Source organism: Burkholderia sp. MSMB1826 (assembly GCF_001526325.1).
In the GTDB taxonomy this organism is placed as follows: Bacteria; Pseudomonadota; Gammaproteobacteria; order Burkholderiales; family Burkholderiaceae; genus Burkholderia.
On the sequence record NZ_LOYN01000010.1, the window covers coordinates 759954 to 783276 of the forward strand.

General features: G+C 68.0%; 21 protein-coding genes. 7 read left to right on the forward strand and 14 right to left on the reverse strand.

The features are described from left to right. Nucleotides 1-130: 130 nt before the first annotated feature. The 4 genes from WS95_RS05345 to ahpF all read left to right on the forward strand — a co-directional run bounded on the left by WS95_RS05345 (nt 131) and on the right by ahpF (nt 3784). Nucleotides 131-1027: a LysR substrate-binding domain-containing protein gene (locus tag WS95_RS05345; protein WP_034205068.1), complete on the forward strand. Its 897-nt coding sequence runs from the start codon at nt 131-133 to the stop codon at nt 1025-1027. Between the two features lie 129 nt (nt 1028-1156). Further along, nucleotides 1157-1366 carry a CopG family transcriptional regulator gene (locus tag WS95_RS05350; protein ID WP_059822659.1) on the forward strand — a complete coding sequence of 70 codons (210 nt, stop codon included), beginning with the start codon at nt 1157-1159 and terminating at the stop codon, nt 1364-1366. Between the two features lie 136 nt (nt 1367-1502). Beyond that, the gene (gene ahpC, locus WS95_RS05355; RefSeq protein WP_034179823.1) at nt 1503-2066 is read left to right on the forward strand and encodes an alkyl hydroperoxide reductase subunit C; all 564 of its coding nucleotides are present in this window, start codon (nt 1503-1505) and stop codon (nt 2064-2066) included. A 119-nt stretch (nt 2067-2185) separates the two neighbouring features. After that, on the forward strand, nt 2186-3784 hold the full coding sequence (ahpF, locus tag WS95_RS05360; RefSeq protein WP_059822660.1) for an alkyl hydroperoxide reductase subunit F: 1599 nt from the start codon (nt 2186-2188) through the stop codon (nt 3782-3784). A gap of 95 nt (nt 3785-3879) precedes the next feature. Here the strand turns inward: ahpF and WS95_RS05365 are convergent, their stop codons facing one another. From WS95_RS05365 to WS95_RS05405, 9 genes are all read right to left on the reverse strand, one after another. Then, a complete protein-coding gene (locus WS95_RS05365; protein ID WP_059822662.1) occupies nt 3880-4677 on the reverse strand; it encodes a hypothetical protein in 798 nt (265 codons plus the stop codon). A gap of 168 nt (nt 4678-4845) precedes the next feature. Then, entirely contained in the window at nt 4846-5745 is a 900-nt protein-coding gene (lpxO, locus tag WS95_RS05370) for a lipid A hydroxylase LpxO (protein WP_059822663.1), read from the reverse strand. Nucleotides 5746-5953: 208 nt separating this feature from the next. Next, on the reverse strand, nt 5954-6508 hold the full coding sequence (locus tag WS95_RS05375) for a carboxymuconolactone decarboxylase family protein (RefSeq protein WP_059822665.1): 555 nt from the start codon (nt 6506-6508) through the stop codon (nt 5954-5956). A 25-nt stretch (nt 6509-6533) separates the two neighbouring features. Next, nucleotides 6534-7868 carry an aspartate aminotransferase family protein gene (locus WS95_RS05380; RefSeq protein ID WP_059822666.1) on the reverse strand — a complete coding sequence of 445 codons (1335 nt, stop codon included), beginning with the start codon at nt 7866-7868 and terminating at the stop codon, nt 6534-6536. A gap of 15 nt (nt 7869-7883) precedes the next feature. Further along, nucleotides 7884-8933: a C45 family autoproteolytic acyltransferase/hydolase gene (locus tag WS95_RS05385; protein ID WP_059822668.1), complete on the reverse strand. Its 1050-nt coding sequence runs from the start codon at nt 8931-8933 to the stop codon at nt 7884-7886. Between the two features lie 20 nt (nt 8934-8953). After that, nucleotides 8954-9682: a glutamine ABC transporter ATP-binding protein GlnQ gene (gene glnQ / locus WS95_RS05390; RefSeq protein WP_034205076.1), complete on the reverse strand. Its 729-nt coding sequence runs from the start codon at nt 9680-9682 to the stop codon at nt 8954-8956. Further along, complete coding sequence (glnP, locus tag WS95_RS05395) at nt 9679-10335, reverse strand: glutamine ABC transporter permease GlnP (protein ID WP_059500780.1); 657 nt, start codon at nt 10333-10335, stop codon at nt 9679-9681. Before glnP ends, glnQ begins: the two co-directional genes overlap by 4 nt. Nucleotides 10336-10401: 66 nt before the next feature. Beyond that, nucleotides 10402-11154: a glutamine ABC transporter substrate-binding protein GlnH gene (gene glnH / locus WS95_RS05400; RefSeq protein WP_059822670.1), complete on the reverse strand. Its 753-nt coding sequence runs from the start codon at nt 11152-11154 to the stop codon at nt 10402-10404. 397 nt (nt 11155-11551) lie between these two features. Continuing rightward, on the reverse strand, nt 11552-15091 hold the full coding sequence (locus tag WS95_RS05405; RefSeq protein ID WP_059822818.1) for an ABC transporter ATP-binding protein/permease: 3540 nt from the start codon (nt 15089-15091) through the stop codon (nt 11552-11554). Nucleotides 15092-15210: 119 nt separating this feature from the next. On the opposite strand from WS95_RS05405, the gene WS95_RS05410 reads away from it, so the two are divergent. After that, on the forward strand, nt 15211-16158 hold the full coding sequence (locus WS95_RS05410; protein WP_034205080.1) for a LysR family transcriptional regulator: 948 nt from the start codon (nt 15211-15213) through the stop codon (nt 16156-16158). Between the two features lie 40 nt (nt 16159-16198). Here WS95_RS05410 and WS95_RS05415 read toward each other — a convergent pair whose 3' ends face one another. Beyond that, entirely contained in the window at nt 16199-16570 is a 372-nt protein-coding gene (locus WS95_RS05415) for an MAPEG family protein (protein WP_034205081.1), read from the reverse strand. A 301-nt stretch (nt 16571-16871) separates the two neighbouring features. Between WS95_RS05415 and alr the strand changes: the two genes are divergently transcribed. After that, complete coding sequence (gene alr / locus WS95_RS05420) at nt 16872-17993, forward strand: alanine racemase (RefSeq protein WP_059822672.1); 1122 nt, start codon at nt 16872-16874, stop codon at nt 17991-17993. Nucleotides 17994-18210: 217 nt separating this feature from the next. Here alr and WS95_RS05430 read toward each other — a convergent pair whose 3' ends face one another. Both WS95_RS05430 and WS95_RS05435 read right to left on the reverse strand, forming a co-directional pair. Continuing rightward, a complete protein-coding gene (locus tag WS95_RS05430; RefSeq protein ID WP_059785059.1) occupies nt 18211-19005 on the reverse strand; it encodes an enoyl-CoA hydratase in 795 nt (264 codons plus the stop codon). Nucleotides 19006-19210: 205 nt separating this feature from the next. Then, nucleotides 19211-20611, reverse strand: a complete 1401-nt coding sequence (locus WS95_RS05435; RefSeq protein WP_059822673.1) for an MFS transporter — start codon at nt 20609-20611, stop codon at nt 19211-19213. Nucleotides 20612-20868: 257 nt separating this feature from the next. On the opposite strand from WS95_RS05435, the gene WS95_RS05440 reads away from it, so the two are divergent. Beyond that, complete coding sequence (locus tag WS95_RS05440) at nt 20869-21750, forward strand: LysR family transcriptional regulator (RefSeq protein WP_059822675.1); 882 nt, start codon at nt 20869-20871, stop codon at nt 21748-21750. A 12-nt stretch (nt 21751-21762) separates the two neighbouring features. On the opposite strand, the gene WS95_RS05445 is transcribed toward WS95_RS05440, so the two are convergent. Then, nucleotides 21763-22713: a hypothetical protein gene (locus tag WS95_RS05445; RefSeq protein ID WP_034205085.1), complete on the reverse strand. Its 951-nt coding sequence runs from the start codon at nt 22711-22713 to the stop codon at nt 21763-21765. A 149-nt stretch (nt 22714-22862) separates the two neighbouring features. Beyond that, nucleotides 22863-23315, reverse strand: coding sequence for a DUF3592 domain-containing protein (locus WS95_RS05450; RefSeq protein ID WP_034205086.1), 453 nt, complete (start codon nt 23313-23315; stop codon nt 22863-22865). Between the last annotated feature and the right edge of the window lie 8 nt (nt 23316-23323).

A 23323-nucleotide genomic window follows, 5' to 3' on the forward strand; every position in this document is an offset into this window, starting at 1 on the left:
TCGACACCCAATCCCCAAATACCCAATTGTTGGATGCTTATGCCGTTCCCGACACATTAGCGCACATCCCTGTAAATACAGGATATTTTCGTGTTGTCGCTTACCCTGACTTTTCGATAAAATTCGATACATGAAAAATATCGAACAATTGCCGCACGATCCGCCGCTGCGCGCGGTGCGTGCGTTCGAAGCATTTGCGCGTCTGGGCTCGGTCACCGCGGCGGCGGGCGAACTCGACATCACGCCGTCGGCGGTCAGCCATCAGCTGCAACTGCTCGAAGCGTTCATCCAGACGCCGCTGACGGTACGCGAAGGCCGTCTGCTCGTGCTCACCGACGAGGGGCGCGACTACTACCGGTCGATCAGCGCGGCGTTCTCGGTGCTGCGCAGCGCGACGCGCTTCGTGCGCGACCGTTCGTCGCTGCGACAGATCACCGTCAGCCTGATTCCGCTGCTCGGCATCGGCTGGTTCATTCCCCGGCTCCACGCGTTCCTGGCCGACAACACCGATGTCGACGTCACGGTGCTGTACGCGCATCACCGCAACTACCGAAGCGATGCGTCGGACCTGTCGATCCGCTTCGGCACCGGCGACTGGCCCGGCTACCGCTGCGAGCGGCTGCTGCCGGGCGCGATGGTGCCGATGTGCAGCCCGTCGTTCCTGAAGCGTCACGGGCCGTTCCGCACGCCGGCCGATCTCGCGCGCGCACCGCTCGTGCACGACGAGGATCGCAGCACGTGGGTCAACTGGCTGCAGGGCGCCGGCGTGCGGCACGTATCGCACGCGGTGGGACCGATGTTCGAGGATGGCCAGCTCACGCTGAGCGCCGCCCGCGCGGATCTCGGCGCCGCGTTGCTGCGCGCGCCGCTGGTCCAGCGCGAACTGGCGAACGGCGAACTCGTGCAACTGTTCGATCGCGCGCTTGACGACGGGCGCGACTACTACCTGTGCACGCGCGAGGACGCGGACCTGCCGGACGGGGCGCGACGGCTGGCGGCGTGGTTGCGGAAGATGGCGGGGATTTGAGCAGGCCGGGCCGCCGCTACGCTGTCGGCCGGCTCGTCAGGAAAGCGGCACTCACATCCGGACATGCCGCGACCTTGCCCTTTTCTTGCCGGACAGTCAGGATGGGCGGGTCGTATAACGGAGGTTGCAATGACCAGAGTTCCCGTCGATCTGTCGGATGACCGGCATGCGGCACTGACCATCATCGCGGCGATCAATGGCAGTTCCCCGGCCGAGATCATCCGCGATGCAATCGATGCGTATCTCGCGCAGCACGCGATGACACTTGCTGACGATGTTTTCGGTCTATGGAACGGCCGCGCGGTCGTCGATCTGGAGAGACTGCGCTCGGCGTGGTGAAAGCCCATGCAATCAAGGGCCGGAAGCAGATAGAAAATCCCGATGCCGCGGATTGAAACAAGCAATTTCACAACTTCAGGGTGAACCCGGATACTGGCAACACTCCACTCACCCCTGACGAAAAGGAATTGTCCAGATGCCGATCATCAACACCCAAATCAAGCCGTTCAAGGCAACCGCTTACCACAACGGCGAATTCGTGCCCGTTTCGGAAGAGAACTTCAAGGGCAAGTGGTCCGTCGTCGTGTTCTACCCGGCCGACTTCACGTTCGTCTGCCCGACCGAACTGGGCGACCTCGCCGACCGCTACGCGGAATTCCAGAAGCTGGGTGTCGAAATCTACGGCGTGTCGACCGACACGCACTTCACGCACAAGGCATGGCACGACACGTCGGACACGATCGGCAAGATCAAGTACCCGATGATCGGCGACCCGACGCTCACGCTGTCGCGCAACTTCGACGTGCTGATCGAGGAAGAAGGGATGGCGCTGCGCGGCACGTTCGTGATCAACCCGGAAGGCGAGATCAAGCTGTGCGAAATCCACGACAACGGTATCGGCCGCGACGCGGGCGAACTGCTGCGCAAGGTCCAGGCGGCGCAATACATCGCGGCGCACCCGGGTGAAGTGTGCCCGGCCAAGTGGACGCCGGGCGCGGAAACGCTGACCCCGTCGCTCGACCTGATCGGCAAGATCTGACGATCGCGCCGCGCGCCTCGCACGAGGCGCGCGACGGCGGGCCGCCGCATCGCGCGGCCCGCGCCCTCCTCCGGCACGACGTGCCCGACCAGAATTATCAATACGGAATCCGAAACGCCATGCTCGACGCCAATCTCAAGAACCAACTCAAAGCGTACCTCGAAAAAATCACGCGCCCGATCGAACTCGTCGCCTCGCTCGACGACGGCGCGAAATCGCAGGAACTGCTGGCGCTGCTGACCGAGATTGCGTCGCTGACGGATCGCGTGACCGTGATCGAACGCCGCGACGACGCCGAGCGCAAGCCGTCGTTCTCGATCGGCGAGCCCGGCAAGCCGGCCGGCATCCGTTTCGCCGGCATTCCGATGGGCCATGAATTCACGTCGCTCGTCCTCGCGCTGCTGCAGACGGGCGGCCATCCGATCAAGCTCGACGACGACGTGATCGAACAGATTCGCGCGCTCGACGGCGACTACGCATTCGAAACGTATTTCTCGCTGTCGTGCCAGAACTGCCCGGAAGTCGTGCAGGCGCTGAACGTGATGTCGCTGATCAACCCGCGCATCCGCCACGTCGCGATCGACGGTGCGCTGTTCCAGGATGAAGTCGAGTCGCGCCAGATCATGGCCGTGCCGACGATGTTCCTGAACGGCGCGTCGTTCGGCCAGGGCCGCAGCAGCGTGAAGGAAATCCTCGCGAAGCTCGATACGGGCGCCGGCGAACGCGCGGCGAAGTCGCTCCAAAACAAGCCGGTGTTCGACACGCTGATCGTCGGCGGCGGCCCGGCAGGCGCGGCCGCGGCGATCTACTCGGCACGCAAGGGCATCGCGACGGGCGTGGTCGCCGAGCGTTTCGGCGGCCAGGTGCTGGACACGATGGCGATCGAGAATTTCGTGTCGGTACAGGAAACCGAAGGACCGAAATTCGCGACCGCACTCGAACAGCACGTGAAGCAGTACGACGTCGACATCATGGACGTGCAGCGCGCCGACGCGCTGATTCCGGGCGACGTGCACCAGATCCGCCTCGCGAACGGCGCGGTGCTGAAGGCGAAGACGATCGTCCTCGCGACCGGCGCACGCTGGCGCGAAATCAACGTGCCCGGCGAGCGCGAATACCGCAACCGCGGGGTCGCGTACTGCCCGCACTGCGATGGCCCGCTGTTCAAGGGCAAGCGCGTCGCGGTGGTCGGCGGCGGCAACTCGGGCGTCGAAGCCGCGATCGACCTCGCGGGCATCGTGAAGGAAGTCACGCTGATCGAATACGGTGTGCAACTGCGCGCGGACGAAGTGCTGCAACGCAAGCTGCGCAGCCTGCCGAACGTGACGATCGTCACGCAGGCGCAGACGACCGAACTGACCGGCGACGGCAGCAAGCTGAATGGGCTCGTCTACAAGGATCTGCGCTCGGGCGACACGCAGCGCATCGAACTCGAAGGCGTGTTCGTGCAGATCGGCCTCGTGCCGAACACCGAATGGCTGAAGGGCACGGTCGAACTGTCGAAGCACGGCGAGATCGTCGTCGATGCGCGCGGTGCGACGTCGGTGCCGGGCGTGTTCGCGGCCGGCGACGTGACGACGGTGCCGTTCAAGCAGATCGTGATCGCGGTCGGTGAAGGTGCGAAGGCGTCGCTCGGCGCGTTCGATCACCTGATCCGCCAGGACGTGGCGCCGACGGCAACCGCTCAGCCGAAGGCCGAAGAAGCGGTCGCCGCCTGACGCGCGTCAGCCCGACGACATCAAAGTTTGTCTCTCTTGGCCCCGCATGCCTTGGTCGGCGTGCGGGGTCCTTTTTATGCCGACGCCGATCGCGCTTACTTGGTCGCGGTCGGGCCGCCGTCCGCCGGCGCAGGCGCCGTCGACTTGAAACTGCTCGATTGCCTGACCAGTTGCTCGGTCATCGCGGCCGCCACCGGATTCGCGCCGGACGACGAACCGCCCTGCCGGTACGAACCGGTGCTCGCCGGCATCGAGGATACCGGCGACATCGACGGCGGCGGCAACGACGGGTCGAGCTTCGCCGATTCCCTGACGAGCGCGGCCGTCTCCGGTGTTTCGGATTTCGTCACGACCGGCGGCGCGGCGGCGGCGTGGCGTTCGAGGCCGTCGCGCTTGCGCGGCGCGCGTTGCGTGACCTGCGCGGGCGCAGCTGACTGAGCGCGTTTGGCGGCCGGGCCCGGGGCGGGGGCCGGAGGCGAAGCCGGGACCTGCGCCGATGGGGTCGAATCGTGCTCGTCGACCGTCACGACGTGGACCTTCGGCGGCGGTGCGACCGGCTTCGTTACCGGTTGCGGCTTGTCGCTGACGACCGGAATCGCCGGCGCAGCACCGACGCGCGCGGGGGCGGCCGGCGCGGGTGTGGGCGCGGACGGAGGCGGCGCGGCAGCCGCCAGTTTCGGCGTCGTCGCGGCGGCCGGTGCCGGCGGCGCGATCGCGCCCTGCACCGCGTGATCGTTGCCCGCGGGCGCCGCGGCAACCGGCGCGGACGAATCGCCGATGCCGGCATCTTCGATCGCACGGTGATCCGCGCGCAGGAGCATCACGTACGCGGAGCCGGCCGCGGCCACCAGAAGCCCGCCGGCGATCATCATGGTTTTACGGGTACTTGTCATGCTTGCTCACCGATCATATCCACGTGAACAAGCCATGATACGCGGCCGACGTCCGTTGATCCCGCATGAATACATTTGGTTGCATTGATCACGGTGGCGCGCCGTCGGCCCCGGCGATGCCGCGCCGCACTATCGTCGGACGAGAAAAATACCGCCCTCCTTCGCCCGTCAGATGCAGAAGATCGCGACCGCGATCCCGCCGAACAGCAGCCACTTGACGACGTAATACACGGTGCGATTCCACGCCTTCAATCGCTTGCCGGCGCGGCGAATCGCATACAGGTACCTGAACGCACGATTGAGCCCGCCCGTGCGATCGCCGGTTTCGTTCGGCGACGCCGCCGCGCGCATCAGCAGTTGCCCGAATGCATCGTTGACGCGCTGCGCCCAGCGATATTTCATCGGGCGATCGATGTCGCAGAACAGGATCACGCGATCGTGCGCGGTGCGGTTTTCGGCCCAGTGCAGGTACGTCTCGTCGAACATCACGGCTTCGCCGTCGCGCCATGCATACGACTCGCCGTCGACGACGATCCGGCACGCGTCGTCGTTCGGCGTATCGAGCCCGAGGTGGTAGCGCAGCGAGCCCGCATACGGATCGCGATGCAGCCCGAGCTTGCCGCCCGGCGGCAACTGCGCGAACATCGCCGCCTTGATCGACGGAATCCGCGACAGGATCTCGACCGAGCGCGGGCACAACGCCTGCGCGGACGGATGCGGCGCGTCGTACCACTTCAGGTAGAAACGCTTCCAGCCGTGACGAAAGAATGAATTGAAGCCGATGTCGTTGTACTCGCCGGACGCCTTGATCCGGCTCGCGTCGCGCAACGCGAGCGCTTCGCGGCGAAACGTGCGCCATTCGCGCTGCAGCACCGCCAGCTCCGGAAAGCGATCCGTGTCGAGAAACGGCGTGGTCGGCACCGACGAGAACGCGTACGAAAAGCAGTTCAGCGGTGCGGTAAAGGTCGAGTGGTCGGATAGTTGCCTGAACAACCGGTGCCGAACCTTGCCGCGCCGATGCGTGTACACGACACACGCAATGAACACGATCAGCAGGACCCAGCGCATCGATATTTCCCCCGTGGTTCTTTTGGCGAAATTCTAAAGACGGGGAAAATTTCCTGCATCGACGCGCAGGCGGAACGACGGGCAGCGGGACGACACGCCGCGAACGTCGGTCGACCGAGGCTCAAACGCCGAAAAGCCCGCGTTGACGGGCTTTTCGGGCAATCTTCACGCGCACGCGGCATGCCGCCGACGCACGCACAGGCGGCGATTATTCCGGAAACGGCAAATCAGTTTGTCCGTCTGCGCGCATACCGAACGTGTTGAGCGTCATCGCGACGAGCGCGTAATAGCCGAGCAGCGCGACGAGGTTCACCACGGTCTCGTGGCCGAAGCGCGCCTCGGCACGTGCGAACGTCGCATCGCTCACGCGGCGCGTGTCGTACAGCTCGGTGGCGAACGCATGGATCAGCGCGTCGTCGTCCGATTCGAAGGGCGGCGCGACGCCAAGCCGGATCGCGTCGGCGGTTGCCGCCGGCAAGCCGGCATCGAGCGCGATCGGATGATGGATGTGCCACTCGGCCTGCGAGCGCCAACGCGCGGCCGTCACGAGAATCGCGAGCTCCGACAGGCGCAGCGGCAGCCCCGTGCGGTAGCGGCAGAACGCGCCGAGCTTCTGCGCGTGCTGGGCCAGTTCGGGGCTCGCGATCCAGCCGAGGAACGGCCCGTTCAGGTTGCCGCGCGGGCCGCTGAGGATGTCGGCGAGCACGGCCTTCTGTTCGTCGGTGGCCGATGCGGGATCGAAAGGAGGCAGTCTGTTCGTCATGGTGCAAATTCGCCGAGATCGAGGTTCATGCGCCGGCCGACGCGAGCGCCGCGCCGATCGCGCCGGACAGCCGTTCGACGATCGTGTCGATCTGCTGCGCGGTGCAGACGAACGGCGGCGCGACCAGGATGTGATCGCCGTGCACGCCGTCGATCGTGCCACCCATCGGATACACCATCAACCCGCGCTGCATCGCTTCGCGCTTGACCGCCGCATGCAGCTTCAGCGCGGGATCGAACGTGGCCTTGGTGTCGCGATCGCGCACGAGCTCGACGCCGACGAACAGCCCGCGGCCACGCACGTCGCCGACGTGCGGATGCGCGCCGTAGTGCTCGCGCAACGACGCACGCAACTGCTCGCCGCGCACCTTCACGTTGTCGAGCAGCTTCTCTTCCGCGATCACGCGCTGCACTTCGAGCGCGGCCGCGCACGCCGTCGCATGGCCGAGGTAGGTGTGACCGTGCTGGAAGAAGCCCGAACCGTCGACGATCGTCCGGTAGATGCGGTCGCTCACCAGCGTCGCGCCGATCGGCTGGTAGCCCGCGCCGAGCCCTTTCGCGATCGTCAGCAGATCGGGCGCGACGCCGTCTTCGTCGCACGCATACAGGTAGCCCGTGCGCCCCATCCCCGACATGATCTCGTCGAGAATCAGCAGCACGCCGTACTTGTCGCACACCGCGCGAATCTTCTTCAGGTAGGTACGCACCGGCGGCACCGCGCCGGCCGTGGCGCCCACCACCGTTTCCGCGACGAACGCCGCGACGTTTTCCGCACCGAGTTCGACGATCTTGCGTTCGAGCTCGTCCGCGAGGCGCTGCGCATACGCTTCGTCGGTTTCGCCCGCCAACTGGTCGCGGTACGCATAGCACGGGCTCACGTGATGCGCCTCGATCAGCAGCGGCAGGAACGGCTCGCGCCGCCACGCGTTGCCGCCGATCGCGAGCGCGCCGAGCGTGTTGCCGTGATAGCTCTGGCGGCGGGCGATGAAATGACGCCGCTGCGGCTCGCCCTTCTCGACGAAATACTGGCGCGCGAGCTTCAGCGCGGCCTCGATCGCCTCGGAACCGCCCGACACGAAGTACACGTGCTCGAGCCCGGCCGGCGCGGCATCGACGAGCCGGTCGGCCAGTTCCTCGGCCACGTCGGTCGTGAAGAACGACGTATGCGCGTACGGCAGTTGCTGCACCTGCCGCTTGATCGCGTCGATCACGCGCGGGTTGCTGTGGCCGAGACACGATACGGCCGCCCCGCCGCACGCGTCGATATAGCGTTTGCCGGTCGAATCGATGATCTCGATGCCGTCGCCTGCGACGGCAACGGGCAAGGTGGCGCGCGGGGCGCGATGGAAAACGGTCGTCATGCGTGGCCTCATGGATCAGGATGCGCGGTGTGCGCGTCCGGACGGCACGATGCGCGTCGCGAAGCGCTGCGTGCCGTGTTGATGAACGGTGAAGTCGATCGCGGTGTCGCGAATCGCGAACACCGCGGTCGCCAGCGTGTTTTCGTCGTCGGGGTCGGCCGGATCGTCGCGATAGATCGGCAGTCCTTCCGGCGCACGATCGCCGAGCACGCGCAGCAGCGCGGCTTCGTCGATCGCATCGATGTCGCGCGTGAGCGCGTCGACGCGCTGCTGGCGATCGCCGGACGATTGCGTGACGATCTGCGCTTCCGCATCGCAACCGGGATGCACCAGATGATTCGCATGGCCCGCAAGCCGTGCGACGTCGACGACCGAACAGCGCGCGACGCTCGCCTCGATGCTCAGCAGCCGCGCATCGCCGGTCGCACCGAGCGTGTGATGAAAACCGCTCGCGCGCGCATGCGTGCGCAGCACGTCGGCGGCCGCGTCGAGCGACGTCGCGTCGAGCACCGCTCGCGCGAGGATCATGCGCGGCACGCCCGGCACCGGCGTGCGGATCCGCAGGTTGTTGATCGCCTGCGCGATGCCCGCGCGGTTCGCGGCGAACGTATGCCCCGGCAGCGAGCCGGGGTAATAGAAACTGACGAATCCGGGCTTGCCCGCCGGTTGCACGTCGACGAGCAGGCAACGTTCGCGCAGGTACGGATCGCCGTCCTCGTTGTGCGCGATCCAGCGCGTGCCGTCCGCGCCGCGCGCGGCGAGCGTCGTGCAGCCGTCCGGTGCGTTGTGAATCAGCTCGCCGCGGCAATTCCACAGAAAAATGTCCTCGGACGGCCAGCCGACGCCCGCCGCGATCCCGTCCAGTTCCGCGACGAGGTCGGGGTACGCGGCCAGCGCGGCCTGCCGCAGCGCAGCGACGAACGGATGGCCGCGCCAGCGGCGCACGGCCTGCCATGTGCTGCTCTGCTGCATGTACGGATCGAACACGGGGCGCGCAAGCTCGCCGAGGCGCACGCCGATGTCGAACGGCGTGCCGGCGATGACGGGTGAAAGGGAAAGCGGCATGTCGGGTGTTTCGGTTTCGTTCAGGATACGTGCTTCAGGAATTCCTTCAGGCGCGGCGTCGGCGGCCGGTCGATCAGGTCGGCCGGATGGCCGTCCTCGGCAATGCCGCCCTGATCCATGAACAGCAGCCGCGTGCCGACCCGCTTCGCGAAGCCGATCTCGTGCGTGACGACGATCATCGTCATCCCCTCGGTCGCGAGATCCTGCATCACTTTCAGCACTTCGTGGCGCAATTCCGGATCGAGCGCCGACGTCGGCTCGTCGAACAGCATCAGTCGCGGCCGGATCGCGAGCGCACGCGCGATCGCGACGCGCTGCTGCTGGCCGCCCGACAGCTCCGACGGGTAATGATTCGCGCGCGATTCGAGGCCGACCTTGTCGAGCAGCGCCATCGCCTGGTCACGTGCGTCGGCGCGCGACGCGCCGCGCACCTGCATCGGCCCGAACATCACGTTCTCGAGCGCGGTCATTTGCGGAAACAGGTTGAACTGCTGGAACACCATGCCGGCTTCGAGCCGGATGTTGCGAATCGTCGCCGCGTTGCCGCGCACGCTCTGGCCGTCGACCAGCAGCTCGCCGCCGGTGATTTTCTCGAGCGCGTTGATACAGCGCAGCATCGTCGATTTGCCCGAGCCCGACGGACCGACCACGACGACCACCTCGCCCGCGTCGATCTTCAGGTCGATGTTCTTCAGCACCGGCACATGGCCGAAGCTCTTCGACACGTTCTGGAATTCGATCATGCTCATAAGATTTTCATCCGCTTTTCGACGAGACGAAGCGTCAGCGTCATCGCACCGGTCAGTATCAGGTAGATGACGGCCACCGCACTCCAGATCTCGACCGCCTGGAAATTGCCCGCGATGATTTCCTGCCCCTTGCGCGTCAGCTCGCCCACGCCGATCACGATGAACAGCGACGTGTCCTTCAGGCTCACGATGCACTGGTTGCCGAGCGGCGGAATCAGCCGCCGGAACGCCAGCGGCCCGACGATCTTCAACAGCACGCGCGGCATCGACAGCCCCATCGCGAGCCCCGCTTCCGTCAGCCCCTTCGGGATCGACAGCAGCGCGCCGCGCACCACTTCCGCGAGATACGCGCCGGAATTCACCGTGATCGCGATGATCGCGGCCGTCAGGCCGTCGATGCGGATATGCGCGAGCAGCGGCAGTGCGAAATACAGGAACATCACCTGCACGACGATCGGCGTGCCGCGAATCAATTCAATATAGACCTGTGCGAGCACGTTCATCGCCTTCGGTCCGTATGCGCGGAACATGCCCGCGATCATCCCGACGACGAAGCCGCCCACCAGCCCGAAAAATGCGATGAACACCGTCAACCGGACCCCGTCCATCAGGTCCGGCAACGCCGCCCAGATCGCCGACCAATCGAAATTCACTTGTCGCTCCCCGTTCGATTCAAGACCCGCGCGGCCCCGGGGCCGCGCGCCGATGCGCCGTCACGCTCACATCTTCGGCGGCTCGGCGCCGAACCACTTCTTGTAGATCTGCGCGTAGCGGCCGTCGGCCTTGATCTTCACGAGCGACGCGTTGACCTTCGGCACCAGCGCGCTGCCCTTCGGGAAGCCGATCCCGTACTTGTCGCCGCTGACCGGCTGGCCCGCGACCTTCACCTTGCCCTTGCCTTCGTTGTTCACGAAGAACAGCACGTTCGGCGTGTCGTGCATCGCCGCGTCGACGCGGCCCGCTTCGAGCGCGAGGTAAGCCTGGTCGATGTTCGGGAACTGGCGGACCTCCTTCGGCTTCAGGTGCGCCTTGATCCAGTCGATCGTCGCAGTGCCCGTCTTCGCGGCGATCACCTTGCCGTTCAGGTCGTCGATCGACTTGATCGACGTGTCGCCGGCTTGCACCATCGCCGCAAGCCCGCTGTCGTAATACGGCGCGGAGAAGTCGATCGCCTTCTTGCGCTCTTCCTTGATCGTCATCCCCGACAGCGCGACGTCGATGTTCTGCGTCTGCAGCGCCGGAATCAGGCCCGCGAAATCCATCGGCTGGATCGTGTATTTCCAGCCCTGGTCCTTCGCGATCTCGGCCCACAGGTCGAGATCGAAGCCGACGTACTTGTCGCCCTGCTTGAACTCGAACGGCATGAACGACGTATCGGTCCCGACGACGAGCGTCTTGGTGTCCGCGTGCGCGAGGCTGGCGCCGAGCGCGGCGGCGACCGCGACGGCTTTCAGGAAGGAACGGCGACTCATGGTTTCTCTCCGCATGATTGAGCGATGTAACCGGCCAACGGGCCGGCGGAACGACGACATCGAGTCACACCGCAACATGCGATGTCTAATTAGACATTAGTGCAACAAGTGTTGTCAATGGCGATACTACGACGCCAAAAAAGTCCGCAACAGATAAATGCATCGAGACAAACCCGGGCCGCGCGGCGCGGATAGATCGGAGGAAAGCGGGAGGATGGCGGAGCACAATGCCCCGCCGGATCGTGGCGCGCCGGCGGATGGCGCGGCGCGGGGCGGAAGATGGCGCGCCGTGCCGGAACGGTCGTGCGCGTCACGCCGGCAACCGCCGGCTCGATTCAATGCAGGTGACGCAACGCTCGGCCAACGGCCAACGGGCAACGCGCCGATGCCGCGTCGCTCACGCCGCGACCCCGCTCGCCTGATGCGACACGAGCCGCGCATACGCGCCCTGCCGCGCCATCAGGTCCGCATGGCGTCCGGCCTCGACCACCGTGCCCTGCTCGATCACGAGGATCAGGTCGGCATGGCGCACGGTCGACAGACGGTGCGCGATGACGATCGACGTGCGCTGCGCCATCAGGTCCTCCAGCGCCGCGCGGATCTGCTGCTCGCTGATCGTGTCGAGGTGCGACGTCGCCTCGTCGAGGATCAGCACCGGCGCATCCTTCAGGAATGCGCGCGCGATCGCCACGCGCTGGCGCTGGCCGCCCGACAACTGCACGCCGCGCTCGCCGACGCGCGTCGCGAGCCCGTCCGGCAGCCGCGCGACGAAGTCGCCGAGCGCGGCGTGATCGATCGCGCGCCGCACGTCCGCATCGGATGCGTCGTTCGCGGCGAGCCGGATGTTCGCTTCGAGCGTGTCGTTGAACAGATAGGTATCCTGCGCAACGAGCGCGATGTGCTGCCGCAGGTCGTCGAGCCGCAGGTCGCGCAGGTCGACGCCGCCGAGCGTCACGCGGCCCTGCTGCGGATCCCAGAAGCGCAGCAGCAGGCTCGCGACGGTCGACTTGCCCGCGCCCGATGCGCCGACCAGCGCGACCGTGCTGCCGGGCGGCGCCTCGAAGCTCACGCGATCGATCGCGGGCACGCTGCGCCCCGGATACGTGAACGACGCCGCCTCGAACCGCACCGTCGCATCGCCGGGCATCGCGTGCGCGCCGTCGGTCACCGTCACGGGTTCCTTCTCCAGCGCGCGCAAGCGGCGCGTCGAGGCGATCGTGTCGGCCAGCTGGCGCGCGACCTGGCCGATTTCGGCCACCGGCATGAACGCGGCCACCGCGACCAGCACCAATAGCGGCAACGACTCGCGCGGGAACCCGCCGCGTGCGCACAACCACGCGCCGAGCGCCGCGACCGCCAGCCCGCCGAGCCCGCTCGCGACTTCCAGCGCGGCGCTTTGCGACGACAGATCGTCGAGCAGCTTCGCGCGCTGCCGGCGGTACGCATCGACCTCGGCCACGAACGCCGCGCGCCGGCGCGCGATCGCCTGGAACGCGGTCAGTTCCGCGAGCCCCTGGATCGTTTCGGTCAGGTGCGCACCGAGCTGGCCGAGCGCTTCGCGCGCGCCGGTGCCGAGCCGGTCGACGTCGCGCCGCGCCAGCACCGGTGCGAGCCCCGCCCACAGCAGAAACGGCAACAGCACGAGCGCGAGCTGCCACGCGACCGACGCGAGCAACGCCAGCACACAGGTCGGCACGAGCACCGCGACGAAAGCCGGCGCCAGCGTATGCGCGTAGAAATATTCGACGGTCTCGACGTCCTGCGTCGCGAGCGACACGAGATCGCCGGAACGGCGGTGCAGCAGTCCGGCCGGCGCGAGCCGTTCGAGCGTCGCGAACAGCGCGATGCGCATTTCCGCGAGCAGCCGGTACGCCATGTCGTGCGCGAGCCAGGATTCGAGCCAGTGCAGCACGGCCGCGACCGGCGCGATCGCGAGCAGCGCGACCACGAGCCCGCTGCCGACCTGCCCCGTCGGCACCGCGCCGACCACCCGTGCGCCGATCACGCCGACGCCGATGAATGCGAGCACGCGGCCGATCCCGAACAGCACGGTCAGCATCACCTTGGCCTTCCACGGACGCACGAAGCGCAGCAACGTCTGCAACGTTTCCGACCAACCGATCGTCGCCGCATCGTCGTTCAGCGGCCGCACCTGCGGGCCCGACGACGCGCGCGCGGTCGCACCGGCGGCCGCCGTCGCGCCGACGGATTCGGCGACCGCTTCCAGTTGCGGCCCCATCAGCCGTCGATACGGGCCGTCGCGCGCGATCAGCGCCGCATGCGTCCCTTCGTCGACCACCCGCCCCTGGTCGAGCACCAGGATACGATCGGCGCCGATCACGCTGGACAGCCGGTGCGCGAGCACGAGCGTCGTCCGTCCGTGCGTGAGCCGGTCGAGCGCCTGCTGGATCAGCGCTTCGTTCTCCGCATCGACCGACGACAGCGCCTCGTCGAGCAACAGGATCGGCGCATCGCGCAGCAGCGCGCGGGCAATCGCGATGCGCTGGCGCTGGCCGCCCGACAGCATGAGCCCGCGTTCGCCGATGCGTGTCGCGTAGCCGTCGGGCAGCGCCGAAATGAAATCGTGCGCGTTGGCCGCGCGCGCGGCCGCGATCATGTCCGCGTCGCTGGCGTCCGGGCGGCCGAGCCGCAGATTGTCGGCGACGCTGCCGTCGAACAGCGTCGCGTCCTGCGCGACGACCGCGATCATGTCGCGTACCTGGTCGGCCGAGAGCGTACGCACGTCGTGGCCGCCGATCCGGACCGCACCGCCTTGCGCGTCGTGCTGGCGCAGCAGCAGGCGTACGATGGTCGACTTGCCGGCCCCGCTCGGCCCGACGATCGCCACCGTCTCGCCCTCGCGCACCGAGAAACTCAGCGCCGCATGAGCCTCCGCGCGGCGCCCCGGATACGCGAAGCTGACGTCGTCGAACGCGATCTCCGGCCGCAGGCCCGCCACCCGCGGCGCGTCGGCGGCCGGCGCCCGACTGCCCGCGTCGAGCAGCGCATGGATCGCATGCGCCGCGGACTGGCCGATCATCCCCTGATGCAGCACCGCACGCAGGTCGCGCAGCGGCCGGAAGATCTCGCTGCCGGCCATCAGCACGATCAGCAGCGCTTCAAGGCTCATGTCGCCGTGCCGCACACGCCACGCGCCCACCGCGATCGCCGCGGCCGCGCCGAGGCCGGTGCCGAGATCCGTGAAGAACCGCGTCAGCAGGCCGAGCGCGAGCACCCAGAACGTGCTGTCCGACAGCGCGCGCGCCTTCGCTGCCAGCTTCGCGCCGAACGCGGTGCTCTGTCCGAACGCCTTCAACGTCGGCAGGCCCTGCACCGCGTCGAGAAACTCCTCGCCGAACGCCTTGAACGCGGCCGAACGGGCGAGCGCCGCCCGCTTGTCGGCGCGATGCACGAGCTGCGGCAGCGCCAGCGTGACGAGCGCCGCGACCAGCAGGATCGCGGCCGTCGGTACGTCCCACCACGCGAGCACCGCGAAGATCATCAGCGGCGCGCACGCGGCGATCACGAGCTGCGGCAGGTAAACGCCGAAAAAAGTCTGCAACTGCTCGACGCCGTCGACGACGGCCAGCATGACGCCGCCCGTGCGTTCGCCGTTGAACCATGCGGGGCCGAGCGCGGCGATCCGGTCGAACAGCCGCGCGCGCAGCGTCGCCTGCACGCGGCCCGCCGTATGCTGCGCGAGCACCGTGCGGCGATGATCGAGCCAGGCACGCAGTAGCACGCAAGCCGCCGTTGCAGCGACGGCCTCGCCGATGTCGCGCGCCGGCGCGCCGGAAAAAACCAGCGCCAGCACGCGACCGAGAAATACGAAGCGCAGGATGCCGACACCCATCGCGAGCAGCCCGAGCGCGACGGCCGCCGCCACCCGCCAGCGCAGTCCCGCCATCATCGCCCATAGTCGTCGGTCGAAATACATGAAGCCCTCCAGTCGGTGTTTCGTTGCGTTTTTCTTGACCGGATCGAGGCTACCCGCGCCGCCCGCGCGCGGCAAAAGATGATTTTTCAACGGGTGTTGAGTCAACTACAATACCCCGCATGTCGCACCTACCTCCCCTCAGCGCATTGCGTGCTTTCGAGGCGACCGTTCGCCTCGGCGGGTTCGCGCGCGCGGCGGTCGAGCTGAACGTGTCGACCAGCGCGGTCAGCCATCAGATCCGCTCGCTCGAGGAATCGCTCGGCGCACGGCTGCTCGAACGCAGCACGGGGCTCGGCGGCATCAGCCTCACGCCGGCCGGGGCGCGCCTGCTGCCGGCCGTCGGCGACGCGCTGTCGCGTCTCACCGACGCGTGCGCCGAGATTCGCGGCACCGCGCAACGGCTCACCGTCTCCGCCAACGCGCCGTTTTCGTCGATGTGGCTCGCGCGCCGGCTGGCGGAATTCTCGTCGCTTCATCCCGACACCCCGCTGCACGCGGTCGTGCTCGACGACGAGCCCGATTTCGCGCGCAGCGGCGTCGATCTGGCGATCGTGCACGTGCCCGCGCACCGGCTGCGGGCCGACGACGACGTGCTGATGCGGGAAACCGTGTTTCCGGTGTGCAGTCCCGAATTGTTTCCGTACGCATCGGGGTACGTATGCCGCTCGCGGCTGCTGCAGGAGATGCACGAGGACAACCCCGAGATCGACTGGCGCAACTGGGCGTCGGAATTCGGCCTGCCGAGCGACTTCGAGACGAAGATCGTCCGCTACAGCAGTTTCAGCCAGGTGATCGGCGCGGCCGTCGGCGGCGCGGGCATCGCGCTCGGCCGCGTGCCGCTGATCGAGCCCGAACTGCGCAGCGGGCGCCTGGTGCCGCTGGTGCCGGGCCTCGCGCGCGACGCGTCGTGGCGCTTCGTGCTGCGCCGCCATCCGTCGACGCGGCACCGGCTGCTCGATCCGTTGATCGCGTTCCTGCGCAGTGAAGCGAACGCGCCGCCGTTCGTCTCGAAAATGGTTGCGCCCGCATCCAACGACAGTCACGCGCGAGGCACGAGCGGCGCCTGACGGGCCGGCATGCGAGGCCGGCGTCGCGTCGCCTGGCTGCTTACGGCGTCGCGAAGAACAGCGCGACGACGCACGCCATCCCGCCGAACCACACGAGCGAACGCAGCGACGCCCAGTTCAACAGGTACATCAGCGCATAGACGATGCGGATCGCGACGAACGCGATCGCGAGCTGGTCGACGCGATGCACGTTCGCGCCGTTGTGCCATGCCACCACCAGCGCGGCCGTGAACAGCGCAAGCGCTTCCCACGCATTCTGATGAGCGGCCTGGGCGCGTGCGCGCCAGCCTTCGAGCTTCGCCAGGTACGCGCGCGGCGCACGGTTGTCGTAGCCCTTGCGGGCCTTGGCGAGAAACGTCATCGGGAACGGCAACAATGCGACGATGAACAGGCACAGCTGGGACGTCGTCATCCAGGTCTCCTCCATTATGATTACATTGAACAATGACAAGATCGCCGAGAGCTTAGCATCGCGCCGTGCCGTTCGCGCACCGGTTTTCTAGACGGGAGACTCGGCCGCGCAGGCCGCCGGCAACGAGCCCGGCCGGCTATGACACCAAAATTTCCACCAAATCGTCGACAAATACGTTAATTAAAACTGGTCGATCACCAATAAGATAGCGCTCAACACTGGCTTGGCACGCGGTCGCGCCAAGCCCGCCGTTTCCTCCGCGCCGCCGTGCGCCGAACGACATCCGACCCGAGCCCTTGCCATGCCCCGTCCCATCGTCGCCCATATCCGCCCGGACGCCGTCCGCCACAACCTCGACTTCATCCGCCGCACCGCTGCGCAATCGCGCGTGTGGGCCGTGATCAAGGCCAACGCGTACGGCCACGGCATCGAACGGATCTACCCGGGCCTCGCGGCCGCCGACGGCATCGCGCTGCTCGATCTCGACGAAGCCGTGCGCGTGCGCGAGCTCGGCTGGGACAAGCCCGTGCTGCTGCTCGAAGGGATCTTCGACCCGGCCGACGTCGAGTTGGCCGATCGCCACCGGCTGACGGTCGCCGTGCACTGCGACGAACAGCTCGACCTGCTGATCGCCGCGAAGCCGCGGCAGCCGATCGACATCCAGCTCAAGATGAATTCCGGGATGAACCGGCTCGGCTACCGGCCGGCCGCGTTCCGCGCCGCCTGGGAGCGCGCGGCGCGCGCGCCGTCGATCGGCAAGATCACGCTGATGATGCATTTCGCGAACGCCGACGAAGGCGAGGTCGACTGGCAGCTCGAGCAGTTCGACGCGACCACGGCCGGGATTCCGGGCGAGCGCTCGGTGTCGAATTCGGCGGCGGTGCTGTGGCACCCGCACGCGCACCGCGACTGGGTGCGTCCCGGCACGATCCTGTACGGCGCTTCGCCGACGGGCGCGTCGCGCCATATCGCCGACACGCCGCTGACGGCCGCGATGACGCTGACCAGCCGGATCATCGGCGTGCAGACGCTCGCCCCCGAAGAGACCGTCGGCTACGGTCGGCGCTTCACGGCCGACCGGCCGATGCGGATCGGCGTCGTCGCGTGCGGCTACGCGGACGGCTATCCGCGCCACGCGCCGACCGGCACGCCGATCGCCGTGGACGGCGTGATGACGCGCGTCGTCGGTCGCGTGTCGATGGACATGCTGACCGTCGACCTGACGCCGTGCCCGAACGCGGGCATCGGCTCGAACGTCGAGCTGTGGGGCGACCAGGTGAAGGTGGACGACGTCGCGGAAGCCAGCGGCACGATCGGCTACGAGCTGATGTGCGCGCTCGCGCGCCGCGTGCCGGTGGTAATCGTGCCGCCCGGCGCGTCGAGCGTGCAGCCGGCGCCGCGGACCGGCAGCTACGGGCGCTGACCGGCGGCGGTTCGGCGGTTCGGCGGTTCGGCGGTTCGGCGGTTCGGCGGTTCGGCGGTTCGGCGGTTCGGCGGTTCGGCGATACGCGAGCGCACCGCCGCACCTGTCGCGCTACATACCGGCGGCCCGCTCACGCGCACCGGCGACGACGCGGTACGTCGTTGCGCGTCGTGCAACGACGGGCGCCGATGCGCTCCGTGCCCCTTCCGTCAAAACATCACGAACGCCACGTCGGCTTCCGCTTGTCGAGGAACGCGTCGATGCCCTCGCCCGCATCCTCTTCCATCATGTTGCGCGCCATCACGTCGCCCGCGTACGCATACGCTTCGTCGAGCGGCATCTCGCGCTGACGATAGAACATCTGCTTGCCGACCCGCACCGCGGCCGGGCTCTTCGCGACGATCTCCGCGACCTTGCGCGCGACGGCCGCATCGAGCGCGTCCTCGGGCACGGCTTCGTTGACGAGTCCCCACGCGGCGGCCGTCGCCGCATCGACGAAGCGCCCGGTCATCAGCATGTCGAACGCGCGCTTGGCCGCGACGTTGCGGCTCAGCGCGACGGCCGGCGTCGAGCAGAACAGCCCGACGTCGATGCCGGACACCGCGAAGCGCGCGGTGTCGGCCGCGATCGCGAGGTCGCACGCGGCGACGAGCTGGCAGCCGGCCGCCGTCGCGATGCCGTGCACGCGCGCGATCACCGGCACCGGCAACGCGCGCATCGCGAGCATCACGCGGCTGCACTGCGCGAACAGCGTGCGGTAGTAGTCGAGTTCGGGCTTGCCGCGCATCTGCCGCAAGTCGTGGCCGGCGCAGAACGCCTTGCCTTCGGCCGCCAGCACGACGCAGCGCACGTGCGGATCGGCAGCCAGCGTATCGAACGCATCGTGCAGGGCCGAGAGCAACGCTTCGGACAACGCGTTGAACTGCTGCGGGCGATTCAGGCGCAGCGTGACGACGCCGTCGTGCGTGTCGCGCAGCAGGATCGGATCGGCGGTCTGTTGATCGGGTTCCATGGGGCTCCGCTGGACGGGGTTCGACAGGTGGCGCGGCGAGGCGAACGCGTGACCATCGCGCCCGCCCGCTCGCGGCATGACGAGGAAATGGTCCTCCACATTCCGCGGCGCGTCCAGCCGCGCCGCCGCATGCGCGTGCGCAGCGGCTTGCCGGCCACTGCGCCACGCCCCTGCCGCTCGTGCGTCAACGGCGCGGCTGCGCGGCTTACGCGCGACCTGCCGTCCGCGCAGCCAGCGCGGCGATCGCATAGGCGACGCAGCCGAGCGCCGCGACTGCCCACAGCGCATCGGTCGGATCCGGCAACAGGATCGTCGCGGCGCCTGCGACGGCCACGCCGAGCAGGCTGCCGGCCTGCCGTGCCGCGTTGAGGAACCCGGATGCCACGCCCGCCGCGTCGGCGGGCACCTGTTCGAGCACCGTCGCGATCATCGGCGCCACCGACAGCGCGGTCCCGGTGCCGAATGCGACCAAGGCCGTCCAGACCGCCGGCCACGGCGCACGCAGCGCGAGCGCAAGCGCGATCGCGGGAACGGCCAGCGCCGCCATCGCGAGGCCGTTCGCCATCAGCGTGACCGGACGCACCCGGCCGTGCAGTTTTCCCGACAGCAGATTGCCGAGCGACAGACTCAGCGCGAACGGCAACAGCGTCAGCCCCGTCTGCCGCGCACTCATGCCGAAGCGCCCGTGCAGGTACAGGCTCAGCACGAACAGCAGCCCGAAGTACCCGACATAGACGAGGCTGCCCATCAGGTTCATCGCGACGAAGATGCGGTTGCGAAACCATGCGAGCGGCACCATCGGATCGCGGGCACGCCGCTCGACCACGACCAGCACGGCGGCGGCGAGCGCGGCGATCAGCAGCGCGCACCGGACCTCGGTGGCGCCCACGCCGCGCGTCGGCAGTTCGATCACCGCGAAACACAGCGCACCGAGCGCCGTCGCCCCGACGCACTGGCCGGCCCAGTCGAACCGGCGCACGTCCTGCGCGGCCGATGCCCGAACGAGCGCCGCCGCGCCGGCAAAGGCCACTGCGCCGGTCGGCACGTTGATCAGGAATGCGCTGCGCCAGCCGAAATCGTCGACCAGGATCCCGCCGAGCACCGGCCCCACGGCGACCGCGACCGACGCGATGCCGGCCCACACCGCGATCGCCCGCGCCCGCTCGGCCGGCACGTCGAAGGTGCTGCGCACGATCGCGAGCGACGCGGGCAAGAAGAGCGCGGCGCCCATGCCCTGCCCGAAACGCGCGACCACGAGGACCGCCACCGACGACGCGACGCCGCACGCCGCCGACGCGGCGACGAACAGCGCCAGCCCGGCGAGATACACGTGCTTCGCGCCGAACCGGTCGGACAGCGCGCCGCCCGCGAGAATCAGCGCGGCGAAGCTGAGCGTGTACGCGTCGACGATCCACGCGAGCTCCGCGACCGTCGCGCCGAGGCTCGTGCGCATCGCCGGCAGCGCCACGTTGACGATCGTCGAATCGAGTACCGCCATGAACATGCCGACCGCGACGAGCGCCAGCGTCCAGCGCTGCTCGCGCGCCGTCGGGCGGCTCGGCGCCGCCGCGGCGACAGGAACGGAAACGGAATGGCAATCGGACATGACACCTCCAGGCAGATGCCGGGAGTCTAGGACCGCGCGCCTGATGCGGAAAAGTGATAATTTCGCATTTGTCTGATGCAGATTTGCATCATTCGATGCCGCCCGCCGCTGGCTGCCCGATTGTCCGTTGAGCGACTTCACCCGGTAGCGGTAGACAAGAATCATGCAGGCGATCCCGACCCGTGGATGAACCTGCCTGTCAACCGCACGCCTTGCCTTCCCGCCATCAATGGCGGGGTTTCTCGGAGCACATTCTGATGAACTGGGACAACGCCCGCTTCTTCCTCGCGCTGGCGCGCCGCGGCACGCTGCGCGGCGCCGCGGCGCAACTGAACGTCGACCAGGCGACGGTCGGGCGCCGGATCGCCGCGCTCGAGGACGAACTCTCGGCCCGGCTGTTTCTCCGCACACCGTCCCTCTATGTGCTGACGACCGCGGGCGAAGCCCTGCTCGAACCGGCCGAAACGATGGAGCGGGCGTCGTTGACGATCGAACGCCGCGTGATGGGGCTCGACGAGCAACTCGCCGGGTCCGTGCGCGTCGCCACGACCGACACGCTCGGCAAGCGCTTCGTCGTTCCCGCGATCGCCCGCTTGCGGCGCAGGCATGCCGGCATCGACGTCGTGTGCGTGACGTCGGCGCAAATCACCAACCTCACGCGCCGCGAAGCGGATCTCGCGATTCGCACGTTGCGGCCGGAATCGCCGGACCTGATCGTCAGGCGGCTCGGGCATCTCGAAACCGGCATCTACGCATCGCGCCGCTATCTGGCCGAACGCGGCGAACCGGTCGCGGGCAGCGCGTTCGACGGGCACGATCTGGTGATGTATCAGCAGCCGGTGGTGCCGACGATGTGGGACGCGCTGTGCGGCGAGCCGACTTCACGCGGCCGCGTGATGTTCCAGACCTCGTCGACGATGATGCTGGTGGAAGCCGCGCTGGCAGGGCTCGGCATCGCGGAGCTGCCGTGCTTCCGCGCCGACGCCGAGCCGGAACTGGTGCGACTCATGCCGCAGCGGTGCAATCATTTCGACGTGTGGCTCGTCGCCCATGCCGATCTCTACAAGACCGCGCGCGTGCAGGCGGTGATCGAAGCGGTCGTCGACGAATTCGCGACGGCGGCGGCCCCCGCCCGCTAACGGGCCGGTGCGTCAGCGCGGCTGGTACTCGCCATCCGCCGCCGACCAGCGAAACGTCCGGCGCCATTTGCCGCCGCGTTCGCGCAACTGCAAGTCGTGGAAGCCGTCCGTCGACGTCGACAGCACGCTCAGCGCATTGCTGCCTTCCGTGATGTCGTGATCGCGCGTGCCGTCGCGATGCCAGTCGCCGGCGATATCCCGGTAGAACATCATCGGCTGCGCGAACACGACGCGCAGCGTCTTGCCGTCGATCCGGAACAGGTACAACGCCTCGAACGATGCACCGCCGCCGGAATAGCCGATCGACCAGCCCGCCCGTACCCCGAACGCGGCATCGCCCGCCCGCAGCGTGTACGGCGCGAGATCGAACCGCGACCACCGCTCGGGCCGTAACGCGACATCGCGCGACTGCTTCGTCTGCTCGAGGTAGTCGGGTCTGTCGAGATTCGTGTTGCTCCAGTCGGTCGCCTGTTCGAGCGGCTCTTCGGTGCGCGCGACGAGGCGCGGCACGCCGTCCGGACCGCGCTCGAACACGCCCAGCCAGACCAGCTCCTTCCGGTCATCGGCGTCGGCGTGGCTCTCGAAGCCTTCGCAATCGGTCGGCGCACTGAATCGCAGCACCTCGCGCGCAGACTCGTCGGTCGGCGCCACGCAGACGATCGCGACGAACGCGCCAGGGCGCTGCGGCCACGGTTTCGCGCCGACCAGCACGACACGCGCAAGCGGCTGGCCCGGGGCAAGCTGCGCCACCAGCCTCTCCTTCGTGAAGCCGGGCGGCAGGTGCACGCCGAAACCGTCCGCTTCCGCGCCGCTCATGTCGCGTGCGTACGCGGCGCGTGCTTCGGGCGAACCGAGCTTCCCGGGCACCTGGTCGAGCGAATGCGCGGTGCCGGCCGCGTGCGCGGGGAAGGCCGCGAATGCAGCGCCGATCGCGACGAGCCACGGTATCAAGCGAATTGTCATGCGGGAATGTCCTGTGAAGTAACGAGGCAACATACTGCGACGCCGCACACGCAATCGTGTGCGCGACAACCGGATCGGCCCATAGTGCCACGTGCGTTTCATGATGTTCTGCTTGCCGGATTCGACGCGTTTCAGCGCGCAGCAGGCGGTCACTTCCGCTTGCGCCCGCTGCGCCACACACGCACGCCCGACCGCAACTGACCGACACCGACGACGAAAGAGACCAACCCCATCGCGCCGAATGTCAGCACATCGCCCCAGATCGCGCCGAACGTGTTCATCCGCGCAGTCATCTCCGGCGCGTCCGGCGCATAGCGCACCTCGACCGTCGCGCCGTCCTCGACGCTGACGTCGCCGCCCTGCGGATATTCGACATGCTCGCCCGCGAGCGTCGTGAACGCGATCTCCGGATGATGCGGTCCCGCGTTCAGCTTGACGACGCGCCCCGGCACGACGACCGACGTGCGCAGGAACTCACGCGTCGACTGTGCATACAGGGCGACGCCGACCAGCATGCACGTGCCCACGACGGTAAAGACGACGCCCTTTGCGATCAGCGTCTCGATGTGCCGGGCTGCAGCGCGGCCGGATACGGACATCATTCGTTTCG

Coding starts and splice junctions, on each gene's coding strand:
- WS95_RS05345 (WP_034205068.1), top strand. CDS start 131: ATGAAAAATATCGAACAATTGCCGCACGATCCGCCGCTGCGCGCGGTG.
- WS95_RS05350 (WP_059822659.1), top strand. CDS start 1,157: ATGACCAGAGTTCCCGTCGATCTGTCGGATGACCGGCATGCGGCACTG.
- ahpC (WP_034179823.1), top strand. CDS start 1,503: ATGCCGATCATCAACACCCAAATCAAGCCGTTCAAGGCAACCGCTTAC.
- ahpF (WP_059822660.1), top strand. CDS start 2,186: ATGCTCGACGCCAATCTCAAGAACCAACTCAAAGCGTACCTCGAAAAA.
- WS95_RS05365 (WP_059822662.1), bottom strand. CDS start 4,677: ATGACAAGTACCCGTAAAACCATGATGATCGCCGGCGGGCTTCTGGTG.
- lpxO (WP_059822663.1), bottom strand. CDS start 5,745: ATGCGCTGGGTCCTGCTGATCGTGTTCATTGCGTGTGTCGTGTACACG.
- WS95_RS05375 (WP_059822665.1), bottom strand. CDS start 6,508: ATGACGAACAGACTGCCTCCTTTCGATCCCGCATCGGCCACCGACGAA.
- WS95_RS05380 (WP_059822666.1), bottom strand. CDS start 7,868: ATGACGACCGTTTTCCATCGCGCCCCGCGCGCCACCTTGCCCGTTGCC.
- WS95_RS05385 (WP_059822668.1), bottom strand. CDS start 8,933: ATGCCGCTTTCCCTTTCACCCGTCATCGCCGGCACGCCGTTCGACATC.
- glnQ (WP_034205076.1), bottom strand. CDS start 9,682: ATGAGCATGATCGAATTCCAGAACGTGTCGAAGAGCTTCGGCCATGTG.
- glnH (WP_059822670.1), bottom strand. CDS start 11,154: ATGAGTCGCCGTTCCTTCCTGAAAGCCGTCGCGGTCGCCGCCGCGCTC.
- WS95_RS05405 (WP_059822818.1), bottom strand. CDS start 15,091: ATGTATTTCGACCGACGACTATGGGCGATGATGGCGGGACTGCGCTGG.
- WS95_RS05410 (WP_034205080.1), top strand. CDS start 15,211: ATGTCGCACCTACCTCCCCTCAGCGCATTGCGTGCTTTCGAGGCGACC.
- WS95_RS05415 (WP_034205081.1), bottom strand. CDS start 16,570: ATGACGACGTCCCAGCTGTGCCTGTTCATCGTCGCATTGTTGCCGTTC.
- alr (WP_059822672.1), top strand. CDS start 16,872: ATGCCCCGTCCCATCGTCGCCCATATCCGCCCGGACGCCGTCCGCCAC.
- WS95_RS05430 (WP_059785059.1), bottom strand. CDS start 19,005: ATGGAACCCGATCAACAGACCGCCGATCCGATCCTGCTGCGCGACACG.
- WS95_RS05435 (WP_059822673.1), bottom strand. CDS start 20,611: ATGTCCGATTGCCATTCCGTTTCCGTTCCTGTCGCCGCGGCGGCGCCG.
- WS95_RS05440 (WP_059822675.1), top strand. CDS start 20,869: ATGAACTGGGACAACGCCCGCTTCTTCCTCGCGCTGGCGCGCCGCGGC.
- WS95_RS05445 (WP_034205085.1), bottom strand. CDS start 22,713: ATGACAATTCGCTTGATACCGTGGCTCGTCGCGATCGGCGCTGCATTC.
- WS95_RS05450 (WP_034205086.1), bottom strand. CDS start 23,315: ATGATGTCCGTATCCGGCCGCGCTGCAGCCCGGCACATCGAGACGCTG.